The organism is Aporhodopirellula aestuarii (genome assembly GCF_023701485.1).
Taxonomy (GTDB): Bacteria; Planctomycetota; Planctomycetia; order Pirellulales; family Pirellulaceae; genus Rhodopirellula; species Rhodopirellula aestuarii.
Map to the genome: position 1 here is coordinate 1 of NZ_JAMQBK010000027.1, position 16,901 is coordinate 16,901.

16 protein-coding genes are annotated in these 16,901 nt (G+C 57.1%); 10 read left to right on the plus strand and 6 right to left on the minus strand.

From position 1 onward, the window contains the following. Positions 1-338: 338 nt before the first annotated feature. The 3 genes from NB063_RS10135 to NB063_RS10145 are packed head-to-tail and all read right to left on the minus strand — an operon-like array spanning position 339 to position 3,048. Positions 339-1,121, minus strand: coding sequence for an ABC transporter ATP-binding protein (locus NB063_RS10135; RefSeq protein ID WP_250928613.1), 783 nt, complete (start codon positions 1,119-1,121; stop codon positions 339-341). Beyond that, on the minus strand, positions 1,118-1,891 hold the full coding sequence (locus NB063_RS10140; protein WP_250928614.1) for an ABC transporter permease: 774 nt from the start codon (positions 1,889-1,891) through the stop codon (positions 1,118-1,120). Before NB063_RS10140 ends, NB063_RS10135 begins: the two co-directional genes overlap by 4 nt. After that, entirely contained in the window at positions 1,891-3,048 is a 1,158-nt protein-coding gene (locus tag NB063_RS10145; RefSeq protein WP_250928615.1) for an ABC transporter substrate-binding protein, read from the minus strand. The genes NB063_RS10140 and NB063_RS10145 overlap by 1 nt, the downstream gene beginning before the upstream one ends. A 369-nt stretch (positions 3,049-3,417) precedes the next feature. Between NB063_RS10145 and NB063_RS10150 the strand changes: the two genes are divergently transcribed. The 7 genes from NB063_RS10150 (at position 3,418) to acpS (ending at position 10,119) form a co-directional block, all read left to right on the plus strand. Beyond that, a complete protein-coding gene (locus tag NB063_RS10150) occupies positions 3,418-3,981 on the plus strand; it encodes a 3'-5' exonuclease (RefSeq protein WP_250928616.1) in 564 nt (187 codons plus the stop codon). 159 nt (positions 3,982-4,140) lie between these two features. Then, a complete protein-coding gene (locus tag NB063_RS10155; protein ID WP_250928617.1) occupies positions 4,141-4,362 on the plus strand; it encodes a hypothetical protein in 222 nt (73 codons plus the stop codon). Between the two features lie 269 nt (positions 4,363-4,631). Further along, complete coding sequence (locus NB063_RS10160) at positions 4,632-4,883, plus strand: DUF3565 domain-containing protein (RefSeq protein ID WP_250928618.1); 252 nt, start codon at positions 4,632-4,634, stop codon at positions 4,881-4,883. Positions 4,884-5,069: 186 nt separating this feature from the next. Further along, positions 5,070-6,665, plus strand: a complete 1,596-nt coding sequence (locus NB063_RS10165; protein WP_250928619.1) for a sodium/glutamate symporter — start codon at positions 5,070-5,072, stop codon at positions 6,663-6,665. A gap of 140 nt (positions 6,666-6,805) precedes the next feature. Next, positions 6,806-8,419 (plus strand): amidophosphoribosyltransferase, encoded by a 1,614-nt coding sequence (locus NB063_RS10170; RefSeq protein WP_250928620.1) that lies wholly within the window; start codon positions 6,806-6,808, stop codon positions 8,417-8,419. A 319-nt stretch (positions 8,420-8,738) separates the two neighbouring features. After that, on the plus strand, positions 8,739-9,701 hold the full coding sequence (gene trpS, locus NB063_RS10175) for a tryptophan--tRNA ligase (protein ID WP_250928621.1): 963 nt from the start codon (positions 8,739-8,741) through the stop codon (positions 9,699-9,701). A 4-nt stretch (positions 9,702-9,705) separates the two neighbouring features. Then, positions 9,706-10,119, plus strand: coding sequence for a holo-ACP synthase (gene acpS, locus NB063_RS10180; RefSeq protein ID WP_261367301.1), 414 nt, complete (start codon positions 9,706-9,708; stop codon positions 10,117-10,119). A gap of 52 nt (positions 10,120-10,171) precedes the next feature. Here the strand turns inward: acpS and NB063_RS10185 are convergent, their stop codons facing one another. The 3 genes from NB063_RS10185 to dgt form a co-directional block, all read right to left on the minus strand. Beyond that, positions 10,172-10,501, minus strand: coding sequence for a co-chaperone GroES (locus NB063_RS10185; protein WP_250928623.1), 330 nt, complete (start codon positions 10,499-10,501; stop codon positions 10,172-10,174). A gap of 4 nt (positions 10,502-10,505) precedes the next feature. Then, positions 10,506-11,513 (minus strand): PIN/TRAM domain-containing protein, encoded by a 1,008-nt coding sequence (locus NB063_RS10190; protein ID WP_250928624.1) that lies wholly within the window; start codon positions 11,511-11,513, stop codon positions 10,506-10,508. Positions 11,514-11,756: 243 nt separating this feature from the next. After that, positions 11,757-12,899 (minus strand): dGTP triphosphohydrolase, encoded by a 1,143-nt coding sequence (dgt, locus tag NB063_RS10195; protein ID WP_322975107.1) that lies wholly within the window; start codon positions 12,897-12,899, stop codon positions 11,757-11,759. A gap of 377 nt (positions 12,900-13,276) precedes the next feature. Between dgt and NB063_RS10200 the strand changes: the two genes are divergently transcribed. From NB063_RS10200 to NB063_RS10210, 3 genes are all read left to right on the plus strand, one after another. Further along, on the plus strand, positions 13,277-14,098 hold the full coding sequence (locus NB063_RS10200; protein WP_250928626.1) for a glycosyltransferase: 822 nt from the start codon (positions 13,277-13,279) through the stop codon (positions 14,096-14,098). Positions 14,099-14,102: 4 nt separating this feature from the next. Continuing rightward, the gene (locus NB063_RS10205; protein ID WP_250928627.1) at positions 14,103-15,542 is read left to right on the plus strand and encodes an NAD(P)/FAD-dependent oxidoreductase; all 1,440 of its coding nucleotides are present in this window, start codon (positions 14,103-14,105) and stop codon (positions 15,540-15,542) included. A gap of 302 nt (positions 15,543-15,844) precedes the next feature. Then, complete coding sequence (locus tag NB063_RS10210; protein ID WP_250928628.1) at positions 15,845-16,807, plus strand: SGNH/GDSL hydrolase family protein; 963 nt, start codon at positions 15,845-15,847, stop codon at positions 16,805-16,807. Positions 16,808-16,901 lie beyond the last annotated feature (94 nt).

Below are 16,901 nucleotides of genomic sequence, written 5' to 3' on the forward strand. Positions count from 1 at the left end.
CCCGCCAACGATCGTGTCCCCTGCCCTGGCGAAGCAACCGAATCCAAATACTAAGCAGGTATGCAGGAATCATCTGGCGAAACTGCCGCGAACTGAAGGCCGGACCGAGGCTTTGCGAGTTCCGGCATTCACTTGCTCAGTCGTGCCGGAACTGCGTCGCTTAGGCTCCTTGGTCCGGCCTACGCCGAACCGATCACGATCAGCGGAATTGTCGTTACACCGAATCACTTCTATGCACCTGCTTCAATCCAGAGAGCCCGTCTCGATCGGCAACGCCGCTCGACGCAGGCTTTCTTATTAGCAGAACCATGCGAGTCGCTCCATGATCGGCGAGCAACCTACCGCTGCGACGCCTCGATGCCATGGTGATCCAGGCCCATGAGATCGAAGATTTCATCTCGAATCTGCAGGTACTCGGGATCATCCAAACTTCTCGGCCTCGGCAGATCGACGTCCACGACCGCACGAATCTCCGCCGGACGATCGCAGAGAACGACGACACGGTCGGCTAACTGAACCGACTCCTCGACGTCGTGCGTCACGAACAAAATCGTCTTCTTCTCTTGACGCCAGATCTCGACCAAGTCGGCACGCATTTTCAATCGAGTTAGCCAATCGAGTGCACCGAGTGGCTCGTCCATGAACAAGACATCGGGTCCCGACGCCAGCGCGCGAGCGATCTCAACACGCTGCTTCATCCCGCCAGATAATTCACGTGGGTAGGCGTGCTCAAACCCGGTCAGCCCGATCATTTCAACGTATCGATTGACGAGTTCGTCTTTCTCTGCCGGTGTTTGATCCACCAAACCAAACGTGATGTTTTCAGACACCGTCAACCATGGAAAAACGGAATTATCTTGAAAAATAAACACACGTTTTCGATTTGGTGCAGTGACGGGTACCTCGTCGATCAAGACCTGCCCGCGTGTCGGGTTTAGGAACCCGCAAGCAATGTTCAGCAACGTCGATTTGCCGCATCCCGATGGACCAACGATGCAAACGAACTCGCCTTCCTTCACGTTCAAGTTGACGGAATTGAGCACCTGCACTTCCGATCCGTCCTCCGCGGTGAAACGAAGGTCGAGATCTCGAAATTCGATCTTAGGCGTTTCCACAATCATCGTTTTGCCGTTCCCCGTCGCGACAGAGCTGAGTTTTCGATTCGGGCCATCACTCCATCCAAAAACATTCCGATGATTGAAATGACGACCATCGCCGCCACCACCAAATCGTAGCGCAAGTTGTTTCGCGAGTCATTGATCTGAAATCCCAATCCCGACTGAACGCCGAGCATTTCCGCAGCGACGAGGACCACCCAAGCGATCCCGAGCGCTAATCGTAGCCCGGTCAAAATCTGAGGCATCGCGGCCGGCAAGATCACCTGGAAAAGGACGGTCCAGCCGCCGACTTCGAAATTGCTCGCCACGCGGAGATACTTCGCGTCGATACCTTCGACTGCCGAGGTTGCCGCGGTAATGATCGGGAAGATCGATGCCAGAAATATTAGAAAGATCGCCGACAAATCGCTCGGTTCCCACCACCGCACTCCTCCGAATACCAACACCGCAATCGGTAACCACGCGATCGGCGAGATCGGGCGTAACCCTTGCACGAGAGGATTGACGAGTTCACGAAACCAACTCGACCAACCGATCGCCAACCCGACCGGAACGCCCACTACCACCGCGAGCGTGAAGCCCCACATCACCCGAAACACCGACGCGATCACATACCGCCACAACAACCCGCCGCTGGCGAGCTCTGCCAGCCCCGTCAACGTTAACCACGGCCCCGGAACGTCCGTTCGTCCGTTACCGAGAGTCACCAAGTGCCAAACCAACAGGAACAGCCCGATGCCCACGAGCCCGAGCAATATTTTTCGTCCACGCATCAATCCTGTGCCTCACGGCCAACAGGTAGCTCCCACGTGCCGGACTGCTCGAACGACGGATCGCAATAGTCGTCAAAGCCGAATGGATCTTCCGGAGTCACGGGACGAAAACTGAAAAAGCCGAGTCGTTCGGCATAGTCCTGAATCTCGGCAAAATCTTGCTCAGCCAAATCGAGTCGACTGTAACTCACCCGATCGAGCGGACGCGTTAGAACGAACTTCAACAACTCCGGATCTTGGTTGTAATACTCTTGCCGAGACGCGATCAACGCCGCCTGCATCCTCGGCGAATGACCAAAACCCTCGGGAATCACCGTCGTATCGGCACCGCCAACTTTGGTGTCGTTTTCGGCCGTCAATCCCGCCATCAGTCGATCGTCGCCTCCGTCGATCCATTTGCCCGATGCTGAGATCCCCTGCACCAACTCGCGGACGATCTCGGGATCTCGCTCTATCAAACGCTCAGTCACGACGAGCACACACGAGATGAAGTTCGGCCAGATGTCTTTCGTGAAATAAAGCACGCGTCCGAACCCGTCGACTTCGGCTTTGGCGGCGAACGGTTCACCGACGATATACGCTTCGAATTGACCCGACCTCAATCCCGCAGGCATCTCCGGCGGCGGGTAGTCGATCAGCGTGATCTCGGCATTGGTGAACTTAAACTCGTCCTTTAATTTCTCAATCAGAATCCGCTGGTTCGAATACCGATGCGGGATCGCAATCCGTTTGCCACGCAGATCACCGAACGTCTTGTACGGCGAGTCCTTCTTCACAACGATGGCCGTTCCATCACGATGACCAAGATGCACGATTTTGACAGGGGTCCCCTGCCGCTGCATCACCATCGCGAGCGGCGCGAGAATAAAGGCCGCATCGAGATTCCCCGCGTCGATATCTTCGGTCATTGCCGGCCAACTCGTGTATCGCCATGAAACGAACTCGGAATGCTCCTCCGAATGCTTGCTCACCCAACTCGTCACCGGGCAAGTCAAATGGCAGGTGACGGGCAAATGCCCGACACGAAGCGACTTGCGAACTTCACTACCGTCGGCCCGTGTGGCCTCCTGCGCACCGTCAAAGAACCCGAGGTTGAAATGGGCATGCAGAACAGTCACCGCGGCCAATGCAATGAGTAGTTTGCCGAAATGTGCCATCGTCACTCGGGGAGGAAAGTAGTGATTGCCGCCGGTTGAAAAGAATCGTCGCCGCGAGGAGGCCACAACCGGGAATTCGCATAGGGAGCCTTGGGCGACGGGCTTTGACCCACCCGTCGAAGATAGTCGTCTGGGTGACTTCGAGCAATCGCATTCCCCGCCTACCGCAGGTTCTCGGGCCGAACAAATCGCTCGGCGCGTCATCAGGATCGATCCACAGCACGTATCTCCCCCAAACCTACCCAGTCCTCGATAACAAGAACCTTCAACACACTCGCGTCCGTCGCGTATGTTGACAGACAAAACGGGTGTTCTTAGGTGATCACAGCAAACTCACCACTCCCGCTAACCTGCAACGCTTTATCAATTATGGCCCGCAAACTTGACCAAATCCTCGTCGTCGATGTTGAGTCCACCTGCTGGGACGGTCCGCCGCCGGAGAACGAAACGAGTGAGATCTTAGAAATTGGCCTATGCACGGTCGACGTTGCATCGCTCGAGCGGATCGAAAAGCACAGCATCCTGATCGCGCCCGAGCGTTCGACGATCAGCCAGTTCTGCACCGAGTTGACCACCCTGACGCCGGACATGTTTTCAAATGCCGGATCTCTCTGTGATGCCGCCAAGCGATTGAAAAACGACTTCCGATCCAAAGATCGACTGTGGGCGAGTTGGGGCGATTACGATCGCCGACAGTTCGAGCGAACATGCCAGGTTGCCGGTGTCGGCTATCCCTTCGGCCTCACCCATCTCAACATCAAATCGCTATTCGCAATCACGTTGGGACTCGCACACGAAGTCGGGCTCGACACCGCTTGCCAGAAGCTCGGCATTGAAATGGAAGGCACGCACCATCGCGGCGACGATGACGCGTGGAACATCGCCGGGATCCTCTGTCACATCCTTCACACCACGCGGATCAACTTGAAATGATCTGCATCAATTTGCTGTTTGTGTGCAGTCGCAATCAATGGCGAAGCCGGACGTCGACGGGAAAAGGCCGCCGTTTCCAAAGAGATCATGCCGCGAAAAACTCATCTTCCCAACGCACTCTGGTGGGTCGTCAATGACATTAATCAGAAACGAGCTCGGTTGAACGGTATCCATCATTCGTCGCAGCAAATCTCGCATCAGGAATTCGGCAAGAAGCAGTCGACCTGCCTGAACGACGACGCAGCGAAGACGATCAACGACACGCGTTCCCGGGGGACATCGATTGTTTTAGTGCTTTTCTCAGCGGAACGGCGCAAGCCGTCCGGTCCCGCATTACCGGACGGCTTGCGCCGTTCCGCTACATTTGAAATCCCGCAGTAATTAAATCGACGCCCCGAGGGAAGTCTTCGCACCCGCGGTTTAATGGCCGGACAGTCGCAACGCGGCAGCAGACAAGCACCTTGGTTGCCAGTCCAGGGAAACGATGCGGAATCGGGCCAGCGAGTCATGAAGCGACAACACAAGTGGTGCCCTCGGCACTGAAATCGCCGTTTTGTTCTCATCGACGTAGGATGGCGTTACAATCCGCATGCATCGCAAAATTCAACACCACCGCCCCGCATTGCGTCCATTGACATAGGTCTTGCTTCATGACGCTGAATCCGGATTCCCTCCCGCGTGCAATCACGGGCTACCATCGCGACGACGAAGGTCACTGGGTCGCTCAGCTCGAATGTGGGCACAACCAACACGTGCGCCACGATCCGCCGCTCGTCCACCGTCAATGGGTGCTCTCGCCGGAAGGCCGTCAATCCATGATCGGCTTTCGACTCGGCTGCAAGAAATGCGTCGAGTCAGCCCCACCGGATGAACGTCCCCCGATCGACACTGCGTCTACTTAAGACCAACGGCTTCTCCACGTCTCACTTCGGATCGATCGTGAAGCCGTCGGAGGTGGACAAATGCTTTCGCGATTAACGAATTTGTGTGCGTAGTCTGGAATGCTCGGCCCTGGTATTGCTTGGCATGGGGTTTCGAATGTGTTCACCCCGTCTGCCTGACCGTCGCCGGCACGTTAGACTGACCGCATGTTAGGCGCAATCATTCTTACTGCCGTGCTGTTGGTGCTCGGCGTCGTCATCCGCGGTCGCTTTGGCGTGCTGGCGGTCGCTCGCATTCCTGCTTCGTTGATCGCCGGTGCGATCGGGCTCGCGGTTTGGCAGATCGCCATTTGGAGTGTCTCGGGCAACGACGCTGAGATGCCACGCGATCGCTGGACGCAGTTCGTGCAATCCTTTGCCGCAGACTCGATCGCAAACCTGAGATCGTGGCCGGGATGGCTGATCGCGGTCGTGTTCGCAGGCATGCTGCTGACGCGTTCCCCCCAGAATCACGACTCTGCCGGCCGGAACATGGCCGCCAAACACGACGAAGGCGGCTTTTCGCCGGTGGCGAGAGAAGCGTTGATGGTTTGGATTATTGTGCTTGGCCAAACCGCGGTCGGCCTCTGGCTGGTTTGGTGGTGGATCGGGCCCCAATTCCAATTACCCAATTCAGCCGCGATGCTGATCGAAACAGGATTCGCGGGCGGACACGGCACGGCCGCCGCGATGGGAACCGTTTTTGTTCAACCGCCAATCAACCTGGACGAAGGCTTGGACCTCGGCGTGCTGATGGCGACGTCGGGATTGGTCTACGGGCTCGTGTCGGGAATCCTTTGGATCGAGATCGGCGTTCGTCGCGGTTGGGTCGCGGCGGATCGAAAATCTGCTGCCCAGGATTCGATCCAGACCCCCGAATCACAGCGGGAAAATACTGTTTCGCCAACCCATTCTCGTCGCCCACCGGGAGCATCGATCAGCGACGCGATCGAACCGATGTTGCTGCAGTGCGCATTTCTGATCGTGGCCTTCGCAATCGGAGTCGGGCTTCAAAGCCTCGGCGACGCACTGGCCGGGTTTGTTGACGCGTCTGGCATTTTTGCCAGCGGCGCATCGGACGCCGCGGGTGATCAAGTTCTGCGAGATCGGCTGCGAATCGCGAGCGTGGTGGGTTCGTTTCCCTTGTTCATTTACACGCTTTTCGGCGGCGCGATCGTTCGATTTTTTGTCGTTCGGACCGCAGGTGAACATTGGATTGATCACGACACGATCAGCCGTCTGGTCGGAGCCAGCATGGATTTGCTGGTGGTCGCCGCAGTTGTGACCTTAAACCTGACCGTGGTCGTTTCGCTGTGGGTGCCGATTACCGCGTTGTTTGTCGCCGGCGCGGCTTGGTCGACGTTCTGCTTGCTGTTTTTGTCACCCAAGATCTTGCCCGAGAGCCATTGGTTTGAACTCGGCCTGATCAATTTTGGGATGTCGACCGGAACGACCGCGACCGGATTCGTCTTACTGCGAGTGATCGACCCCGAGCTGAAAACGCGTGCAGCGGAACACTACGCCCTGGCAGCGCCCTTATCGGCCCCGTTCATCGGCGGGGGGATGATCACGGTCGGACTGCCGTTGCTGGTTCTCGAACGGATCCCGATCGCCTTGTCAGCCGTTTTGGTGACCGGAACGCTGGTTTTCCTCGTAGTTTGGGGGGTGTACTGGAAGACTAAACTCAAATTCGATGAAGCATTCCCAAAGCAAAAAACCGGCGCGGATTCCCGCTCGGCTGATGAAATTGGGCGGTCTAGGTGAGAACACTGAATTGCGTTCTCCCGACATACCGGTAAACTCAATGCTTCGAAGAAGTCGAGTGGTTGCCAGCCAATTCTGGCGGCGGCCTCACGACTTTGCATGTTTTCTCTGCCATCCGCTCATCCGCGAACATAATTTTCATGGCCGAACTGAACCACGAATGTGGCGTCGCCGCGATTTATCACCTCTCCGGCCGTGGCCGCAGCCCCATCTGCACAGATGATGGACCGCGGCAAATCTCGCGTCTGCTTCCCCGAATGCTGCTCGACATCCAAAACCGAGGACAACTCGCTGCCGGTATGAGCACGTTCGACCCGGACCGCCCGGGTCTGATCAAGACCCTCCGCGACGTCGGAACGGTGACCGAAGTCTTCCGTCTTAACCACCGCGCCAAAGCCGATTCGCTGATGCAATCGCTCGCCGGTCGCGCGGCAATCGGACACGTTCGCTACGCCACGTGTGGCCAAGACGACCGGAACTACGCACAACCATTCGAACGCCGACACATTCACAAACGCAAGTGGTTTAGCTTTTGCTTCAACGGGCAATTGGCCAACTACGCGTTGCTCAAACAACGGCTACTCGCCGACGGCGATCACCACCTGACGCTCGACACCGACACCGAAATCATTCTGCACGAATTCGCTCGGTTGTTGTCCGCAACGCACGGCCGACTGAGCTGGATCGAAGTGCTGCGGCAAGCCGCCTCTGGCTTTGACGGCGCCTACTCGCTGGCGTTGCTGTCGGCCGAAGGCGAAATGATCGTCGCCCGGGACCCGCTCGGCATTAAACCGATGTGCTACATCCATGAAGGCCCCTTGTTCGCCGCGGCGAGCGAGAGCGTCGCGCTTTTGAACCTCGGTTTCGAAGCCGATCAGATCAAGTCGCTGCCGCCTGGCCACGCGATCATGATCGATCCCGAGAATGGCCTGCGAATCGAACAGTTCGCTGCTCCCCAAGAGCCCAAGCACTGTTTCTTTGAATGGATTTATTTTGCCAACGTCGCCAGCACACTGGATGACCGCAGCGTTTACCTTACGCGAACCAACCTCGGTCGTGAGCTCGCCGCTGCCGAACGCGAGTTCGGACGCGTGCCCCTCGATGATCCCGACACGATTGTCGTTCCGGTACCGGACACCAGCAAAGCGGCCGCCGACTCGATGGCTTACGAGCTATCGATCCCATGTCGCGAGGGCCTGATCCGAAACCGCTATGCGGGGCGAACGTTCATCGAAGGTGGGCGTGCTCGCAAAGCAAAAGCCGCCGCGAAATACACACCCCTGCGAGAAGTGCTCAAGGGGAAACGTGTGATCTTGGTCGAAGATTCGATTGTCCGCAGCACAACGATGAATGCCTTGCTCGACCGGATTCGCGACGTCGGCGGTGCCAAAGAAATCCACGTCCGCGTGGCCTGCCCGCCGATCGTGGCACCGTGTTTCTACGGCATCGACATGAGCACGATCGACCAATTGATCGCTCCAAAGTACTTCTCCCTCAACGGTGAACTCACCGACGATTCTCAACAGCGTCTTGCCGATGACCTTGGTGCCGATTCGCTGCGATACCTCCCGGTGGAAGCACTTGCTCGGGCTATTGATCTGCCACAGAGCAAGTTGTGCCAAGCCTGCGTGACGGGCAAATACCCGACCCCCGTCGGTCAACACCTGTACCAAATCGCGTGTGATAATCGCGGTTCACGGATCGATAGCCAACGCACCTACGAGCAACTCGCCGCCGCTGTCGGCGTCAGTTAGCCTCGTGATCACGCGGGCGACTTAGTTGTCTCAGCCGATCCGATCAAACCGTTTCGGTCGGCGCGGCCGCACCCTATTCACATCGGGCTCATAGCCCGATTGATCTGGGCTCGGCCGATGGCGGAGACCCCCAGGTGGCCCCGCCTCTTGTGTTCCGCCGCCAGTCAAATTGTCGCTGCACCGTCGGCGGAGCGATGAGCGAACCGAACCGACTGGATAAAAGTCGCTAAGATAGGTTCGTCGGCTCACCACGGCGAGTTTTGTTAGCCCGCTCAAACATCCCTTCCACAGATTCACTCCCTAGCGTCTTACTCAACCAATGCGTGTACTTTCTGGCATCCAACCGACCGGCCGACCTCACTGGGGAAATTACTTCGGTGCCATCCGCCAATACATCGATTTGCAGGAAGACAACGACGGTTTTTATTTCATCGCTGACCTACACGCGTTGACCACCGTTCGTGAACCGGCCCAACTTCGCGAAAACGTTCTCAACGCGGCCCTCGATCTGCTCGCCCTCGGCCTCGACCCAGCCAAGGCGACCCTGTTTGTCCAATCTCAGATTCCGGAGGTCTCGGAACTTTGCTGGCTGCTGATGACAGGCACGCCGATGGGTCTGCTCGAACGCTGCCACGCCTACAAAGACAAAAAGGAAAAAGGGCTCGCTGCCGACGCGGGCCTGTTCACCTACCCGGTCCTGATGGCCGCCGACATCCTCGCTTATGATTCGGAAATCGTCCCCGTTGGCGCTGACCAAATCCAACACATCGAGGTCTGTCGTGACCTCGCCGGCTCGTTCCACCACACGTTCGGCGAAACGTTCGTGATGCCCAAAGCCAAAACACTCGATGTCGGAGCGAAAGTTCCCGGCACCGACGGGCAAAAGATGAGCAAGAGCTACAACAACACGCTGCCTCTGTTCGGTGACGTCAAAAAAATCCGTAAACAGATCATGCGGATCGTCACCGACAGCCGTGCGATGGAAGACCCGAAGGAACCCGAGGGCGACCACCTGTTCGAACTCTACCAACTGTTCGCGGGCCCCGAGGAAGTCTCCGCGATGGCGGAAAAATACTGCGCCGGCGGATTCGGATACGGCGAGATCAAAAAGGCCGTCGCCGAAGTCAGCGAGGCCCATTTCGAACCGGCTCGACAGCGTCGCGATGAACTTGAAAAAGACATCGACACGGTGAACGACATCTTAAACGCGGGTGCGGCAAGAGCCCGTGAAGTCGCGGCCTCGGTACTCGAAAGAGCACGTTCGGCGTGCGGGATACGATAAGGCCATGGCAATCGTTGCGGTCGGAACGGAGATTGTACAGTGTGCTCGGATTTCACAAATGATCCAACAGCACGGCGAGCAGTTTCTCGAACGCGTCTTCACACCGGCCGAAATCGATCACTGCGCCCAATTGCCTGACGCGACGAGCCACTTCTCGCGGCGTTGGGCAGCCAAACAAGCCGTCTACAAAGCACTGCACTGTCATCGCAAAGGCGTCCGCTGGACCGAGATCGAGATCCAGACGCGCCCCAACAGCGGTCCTGTGGTCTCGCTCTCAGGCAGCGCCCACGAACGAGCCCTCGATGCCGGCGTCGACACCATCCACCTCAGCCTTGGCGGCTGTCGAACGCAAGCGATCGCGTACGTGATCCTGTGGCAAGACGATTGCTTCAACGACGGCCCCACGGACCTCGGCTGAGCCGGTACCATTCGCTGCACCGAATAACGAAGAGGCAGCGAAGCAGTTCGTGCTATTCTTCGGGCGCGTTTCGACGAAACACCGCAACGATATCCTCGACGGGAACGACAAACAGCTGATTGTCGTGCTCCAGATCGACCGGAATCGCATTCTTGGGATGAAAGAGAATCTTGTCGTACTGACGCAGCGGTAGCTCCTCGTCGTTTTCGACCGCCGCACTGATCGTGACGATCCGTCCGGTAATCGTCGGAATCTCGGCCGCGTCGGGCAACGCGATCCCGCCACGGGTTTCGCGTTTGGGTTCGTCCTTGCGGACGAGCACCCGGTCTCCGATCGGTTCCACGTACTCGAACGTGGACGAGGCTACTTTTTTCTTTGCCATAGAATCAGTGGGAGTCGACTTTGGTGAAAATCATCTTACCGGCGTTGGTCTGCAGAGTGCTCGTCACACGAACATCAAGCTCCTGGCCGATCCGATTACGGCCACCCTCCACTACGACCATCGTACCATCGTCGAGATAACCGATGCCTTGCTCGGGGCCTTCGCCCGGCTTAATGACCCGCAAGCGGAACGTTTCGTCAGGCAAGAAGACCGGACGCAACGCATTGCTAATCTCATTGAGATTGATAACCGGAACGCCTTGCACTTTCGCGACTTTGTTTAAATTGAAATCGCCCGTCACGACTTTGCCTTCGAGATGCTTAGCAAGCAACACGAGTTTCAAGTCAACGGTTTGGCCTGCGAGTTCAGGAAGCTCACGATCAAAGATTTGCAGATCAACGTTCTCATCGGCACGCAAACGATTGAGCACATCGAGCCCGCGACGACCGCGGGTGCGACGCAGTTTGTCGCTGCTGTCGGCGATCGCTTGCAATTCACTGAGGGCAAATCGAGGCATGATCAATTGGTTGTCAAAAACGCCCGTGGCCACGAGGTCAGCGATCCGACCATCGATGACGACGCTGGTATCCAAGATCAACGGTTTGAACCCTTTCACCTCACGCACGAATTCGACGTAAGGGATCAAGAACCGGAAGTCGTCCTTCGTCTGCAACAATACCGATGTACACAGATAGCACAAACAAATCCCCAACACCAACCGCACATGATTGGCGCTGCTGAATTGATCGAGGAATGGTGCCGCCGCGATTGTCAGGATGTATGTCAACAAAACACCCACCAACACCCCGAAATAAACCGACGTGATCGTGTCGATGCGTTTACGAGGCAAGTAAATGTCAAAAATCACCATCCCCACGGCCAAGCCCATGATGATGACGAAGTTCACCCACGGCAAATACGACGGTCCGGCGCTAGGCAACGAAGTGTTGATGATTGCGGAGACGCCACCGGCACACAGCAAAAAGAAGAGTCGTAGAACGATCAGAGCCATATGTATCTGCAGCCCGCGCTCAAAACGCGGACCGACCTGAAGCAGGGGTATGAAGGGGAAAGCGGATGAATCGCACAGTGTAAATGCTCAATTCGAATCGCCCAGGGGTTGCCCCCTGTGAACGAGCCGATTCCGCAAACGCTGGTTCGGTTTGTAGTGGAGACGAGTGGAACACCGCCAGTGTTTTCATGCATTTGCAATTAAGCAGGAAAATCTCCGCAGAATCGTCACCTACTCCCAACTCTACCAATCGGCCAATGGCCCCGCCGTCGAGTGCTCGAGACTCGCATACTGCTGGTCACAAAACTGATCCGTCATTCCGGCGATGTACTCGCCAATAACGCGAGCCAGCGGCAGGGATTCTGCCCGACGCCGGAATCGCAACGGCAGCCGACTCGGGCTCTGGGAGAGAACATCGAACAACACCCGTACCCGGTTAGCCGCGGATTCCCGCACTGGAATCAATCGCGGGTGTCGATAAACGGCATTGAAGAGAAAACGCTCTAATTCGCTGCGTTCGGCCGCTAACGTTGCACTGTGCCCCACCCGGATCCCGGCATCGCGAACCTCCTCCGCAGACAATCCCTGCGCCGTCTGCAGCAGCTCCACCGAGACCTGCAACAGATCGCTCACTTGCAGATCGATCAGTTCATGGACGAGCAACTGCCGCAACGAGCCGATCGGCAAATTACCAGCCTTCTCGCGAACGCGTTGCATCGCCCGGCGAATAATCGCAAGCTCCGAGAGACTGTCGATCGACAACAGTCCCATCTGCAACGCGTCATCGATATCGTGCGCGTCGTAAGCGATCGAATCCGCCGCGTCGACGATCTGCACCTCGAGCAACGGAGGTCGCCCGACGGCCGCTTCGCTTTTGTGAGCCCGGGTGTCCTGACCGGCCAAGGTTTCCGCCGACAAATTCAAACCGGCAAATGCGTGATAACGCTGCTCAAGTTCCTCGACGATCGTTAAAGCAAACTGATTATGTGAAAACCCGCCGACGCAGTGCATGCATTCGCTCAACACGTCTTCACCACAATGGCCATACGGTGGATGACCGATGTCATGCATCAGCGCGAGAGCTTCGGTCAAATCTTCGTTAAGCCGCAGAACGCGAGCCAACGTCCGTGCCACCGAGGCGACCTCAAACGTGTGCGTCAATCGCGTCCGGTGATAGGTCCCCATTTCTCCGGTGAAGACCTGCATCTTCCCCGACAAACGGCGAAACGCGCTGCTGTGCAAAATTCGATCGCGGTCGCGACCGTATGGCCCGCGGTAGGCGTGTGGCGGTTCGTGCTCGACCCGACCAGCCGAATCACGGCTGTGCATGGCGTAGGACGCGAGCAGCAGATGCTCGCGATCGGCGTATCTCCGCAGATCGATCAGAGGGCCGCCGGTGGACATGGTGGATGCAGAATACTCGGCAACGATGGTAGACAACGGACCCGCAATTCGATGGAGGAAAACGAGAAGGACGGAGCCAGCACCGCCCGTGACTTTCGATCAGCTTTTCCAAACCAGACCCCACGGGGCGCGGCAAGCACGAGAGAATCCACTCATTTTGGCTCTCTGGCGCGTCTCCAGAGTAGCTTTTTTCCGCAAGTAAGCCCAGAGCAAGTAATTACGGACGCTTCGGTTGTGATGGGTGGTAGGGTAAATAGAATGGTGACTATCGACTCGTTCGAATCCTTCCCCACCCCAAACTGCCTGCACCTCGCGGGGGGCCACACCTTATGATCGACCCCAAGCGTGAGCTCCCTGCGATGCCCGACAACCCGACCAATCCGCTCTCCGCCTCGTCCTCTGCCCCTGCCACGACGCCTAACCCGCTGCGTTTTCGCCCGGCGAAAGTGATCTTGGCACTGCCAGCGTACAACGAACAAGAGGCTCTCCCCGAGTTGCTCGAACGCGTGGGTGAAGCCTTCGCCGACAGCGGCTTGCCGTACGAAGTCGTGATTGTTGACGACGGCAGCAAAGATGACACAGCGAAAATCGCGTTACAGATGTCACTCCAAATGCCCGTGCACCTCGTCAAACACGAAGTCAATCAGGGCCTCGGCGTGACCATCCGCGACGGCTTGAGGGAAGCCGTTGACCGCGCCGGTGAACGCGACATCATCATCACCATGGACGCCGACAACACGCATCCACCAGGCTTGATCAACCGCATGGTGCAATCTGTTCATGAAGGATGTGATTGCGTCATCGCGTCGCGTTTCCAAAACGGTGCCCGCGTCGTCGGTGTGCCGATCGAACGTCACTTCCTCAGCATCGGTGCCCGGCTCTTGTTCACGGTTCTATTCCCCACGCGTGGCGTGCGGGACTTCACCTCGGGTTATCGTGCCTACCGCGCGTCGGCAATTCGCGCCGGTTTTGCACGCTACGGCGACGACTTTGTTGGTGAAACCGGGTTCTCATGCATGGCCGACGTGCTGTTGAAACTTCGCAAGATGGGCTGCGTCTTCGGTGAAGTCCCGCTGCGTTTGCGATACGACCAAAAGGGTGGCGCTAGCAAGATGCAGGTTTTCCGTACGATCTGGCTCACACTGAAGATGCTCGGGCGTCACCGCGTTAAAGGGTCTTAGTCGGATGCCATCTCACTCGCCGTCACCCGACGGCAACCCAAACACATTATCCACGCCCGCGAGTCGATGGCTCATCGTGGGTGGTGGTGTGATGGGGCTACAGGTCGCCACGGATCTGCGTGACCGCGGACAACACGTCACCATCGCCGAAGCCGCGCCAACGATGGGCGGTCTCACCAGCGCCTGGAACCTCGGCGACGTGATCTGGGATCGCTTCTATCATGTGACCCTGATGAGCGACACCAAAATCCGTGACGTCTTGACCCGACTGGGGCTCGAGTCGCAGATGAAATGGGTTGAAACCAAAACAGGCTTCTACGCCGGTGGACGGTTGCTCTCGATGAGCAACACGGCCGAGTTTCTCAAATTTCCGCCGCTCTCGTTGATCGAAAAATTGCGACTCGGTGGCACGATCTTCTACGCCTCGAAAATCCGCAACTGGCGGCGACTCGAAAAACTCAGCGTTGAGAAATGGCTGCGACGTTGGTCCGGCCGAGGCGTCTTCGAGAAAATCTGGCAACCACTCCTGCAAGCAAAATTAGGCGAAGCCTACAAACAAACCTCGGCCGCATTCATTTGGGCGCACACCGCACGAATGTACAAAGCCCGTCGGAGCGGAATGAAAACCGAAATGTTCGGCTATGTCCCCGGCGGATACGCGCAAATCCTTGAAAGCTGGGTCGGTTGGCTGGCCGGACGCGATGTGACCATGAAAACGTCCTCTCCGGTGAAGAGCGTCGCACCTCTCGAGTCGGGTGAATTGCAGGTCGAGTTTGCTGACGGAAGCCGCGAAGTCTACGACAACGTCGTTTCGACCATCGCCTCGCCGTTCATCGCCCAGTCGTGCCCCGCACTCAGTGAACAAGAAAAGCAGCAACATCGAAACATCCGCTATCTCGGCGTCGTCTGCGCTTCGATGTTGATGGACAAACCGATCAGCGAGTACTACGTCACGAACATCACCGACACCTGGGTACCGCTGACCGCCGTGATCGAAATGTCGACGATCGTCGACCCCGAGTCACAACTCGGCGGCAAACATTTGGTCTATCTTCCCAAGTATTTGCCGGACGATCACGAAGGCCTCAACGAGTCCGACGAAGACTACCGCGAGAAGTGCCTGTCGACACTGGAGAAGATGTACGACCATTTCTCTCGCGACCAAGTCGTCGAATTCAAGATAGCCAGAGCAAAATACGTCGCTGCTCTTGCGACGGTGGACTACAGCACACGATTGCCACCGATTGTGACCAGCGTCCCAGGTTTCTACGCGTTGAACTCCGCCCATATTGTCAAAGGCAATCTCAACGTCAACGAAACCATCACGCTCGGCGAAGAAAAACTCGCTGAAGACGTCTGGCCCGATTACGAGCAACGAGTGGCATCCGGTCGAGTCGCGACGAAATCCTCACCGTGTGACCAAGAACTCGTCTCGTCGGTCTAACCCCCGTCGGGCCAGAGTCCTAAGCCTCGCGCGCGATCGGCGATTCGCTATCGCCACGGCTGGTCACAAACGCAACTGTAAAATGCGTGCGTAAAAGCCCAGCCGAGGCAACCGGCGACACAGCAAAGTTGGCTTCATTCGCCCGCAACCTCGTCAGTGAAAGACGTAGGTAAATCGTTTCTCGATCAACACACATCCACTCCATCTCAAGCTGCTATCTTAAGAAGTTCACCGCGAGCCTCCTTCACGAACACGTCGCGAGGCTACTGACACGCAACCAATGAACAGCAACAAGTGGCAACGTGAACGCTTCCCAACCCAAAAGTCGCCGCTGGATTCTCTTGCTCGGCGCAATCGTCTTGTTGTTGGTCCCCGCGTACATCCAATTCTTTCTCCGTCGGCCGATCGGTGAAGGCCCCGCCGGACCTGCCGTTGAAAGTTCCGCGTTCAACGAAACGTGGACGGATCGAGAGATCATGTTGCTCGGACTCGGCGACAGTGTCACGCGAGGACTCGGCGCGGCATCCAAAAGCCACTCGTATTTCGAGCGATTGAAAAACAATCCTGGTGACGAGTTCGAAGACATGCAGGGCAAATGTCTCAGTGCGGTTCTGCCCAATCTCACGTCAGAAAACTTTGCCGTTTCCGGCTCAACCTCGATCGATCACCTCAACACGCTCGAAGCTCAAGTACCGACGTATCCTGACGACGTATTCGGATTGGTTGTCATGACCACGGGCGGCAACGACCTGATCCACTCCTACGGACGACGTCCGCCCGAGGAGGGTGCGATGTACGGCGCGACCCTCGAGCAAGCAGAACCCTGGATCGCGAATTTCGAAACTCGGCTTGAGACGATCCTTCATGGCATCGAAGCAAGGTTCCCTGGAGGCTGCGTGATCTACCTCGGTGATATCTACGACCCCACCGACAGCGTCGGCGACGCACCGAGTATTTTCTTGCCGGACTGGCCCGACGGATTGGTGATTCACGCAAAGTACAATGAAACCATTCGCCGGGTCGCATCTCGTCGAGAAAACGTGCACGTCGTCGACCTCTATCAAACCTTCCTCGGCCACGGTTCGCACTGCCGACAATTCTGGCGAAGCACCTACGACCCGGCCGACCCACACTACTGGTTTTACGACAACATCGAAGACCCCAACGACCGTGGATACGACGCCATTCGCCGAGTTTTTCTGAATCGGATCGTCGAAACACGAGCTCAACTTGCACCGCGGCAAATTGATCGCGACTCAGGCTAACACCTCTGATTTTGGTACGCTGTAATCACTGTCGGCCTGCGCCCGATCGACTGCTGTCCTTTTCGCTGTATCGTCTCCTCCAATTGAAATAATC

Coding starts and splice junctions, on each gene's coding strand:
- NB063_RS10200 (WP_250928626.1), top strand. CDS start 13,277: ATGCCCGACAACCCGACCAATCCGCTCTCCGCCTCGTCCTCTGCCCCT.
- NB063_RS10160 (WP_250928618.1), top strand. CDS start 4,632: ATGACGCTGAATCCGGATTCCCTCCCGCGTGCAATCACGGGCTACCAT.
- trpS (WP_250928621.1), top strand. CDS start 8,739: ATGCGTGTACTTTCTGGCATCCAACCGACCGGCCGACCTCACTGGGGA.
- NB063_RS10190 (WP_250928624.1), bottom strand. CDS start 11,513: ATGGCTCTGATCGTTCTACGACTCTTCTTTTTGCTGTGTGCCGGTGGC.
- NB063_RS10145 (WP_250928615.1), bottom strand. CDS start 3,048: ATGGCACATTTCGGCAAACTACTCATTGCATTGGCCGCGGTGACTGTT.
- acpS (WP_261367301.1), top strand. CDS start 9,706: ATGGCAATCGTTGCGGTCGGAACGGAGATTGTACAGTGTGCTCGGATT.
- NB063_RS10140 (WP_250928614.1), bottom strand. CDS start 1,891: ATGCGTGGACGAAAAATATTGCTCGGGCTCGTGGGCATCGGGCTGTTC.
- NB063_RS10135 (WP_250928613.1), bottom strand. CDS start 1,121: ATGATTGTGGAAACGCCTAAGATCGAATTTCGAGATCTCGACCTTCGT.
- NB063_RS10185 (WP_250928623.1), bottom strand. CDS start 10,501: ATGGCAAAGAAAAAAGTAGCCTCGTCCACGTTCGAGTACGTGGAACCG.
- NB063_RS10205 (WP_250928627.1), top strand. CDS start 14,103: ATGCCATCTCACTCGCCGTCACCCGACGGCAACCCAAACACATTATCC.
- NB063_RS10170 (WP_250928620.1), top strand. CDS start 6,806: ATGGCCGAACTGAACCACGAATGTGGCGTCGCCGCGATTTATCACCTC.
- NB063_RS10150 (WP_250928616.1), top strand. CDS start 3,418: ATGGCCCGCAAACTTGACCAAATCCTCGTCGTCGATGTTGAGTCCACC.
- NB063_RS10165 (WP_250928619.1), top strand. CDS start 5,070: ATGTTAGGCGCAATCATTCTTACTGCCGTGCTGTTGGTGCTCGGCGTC.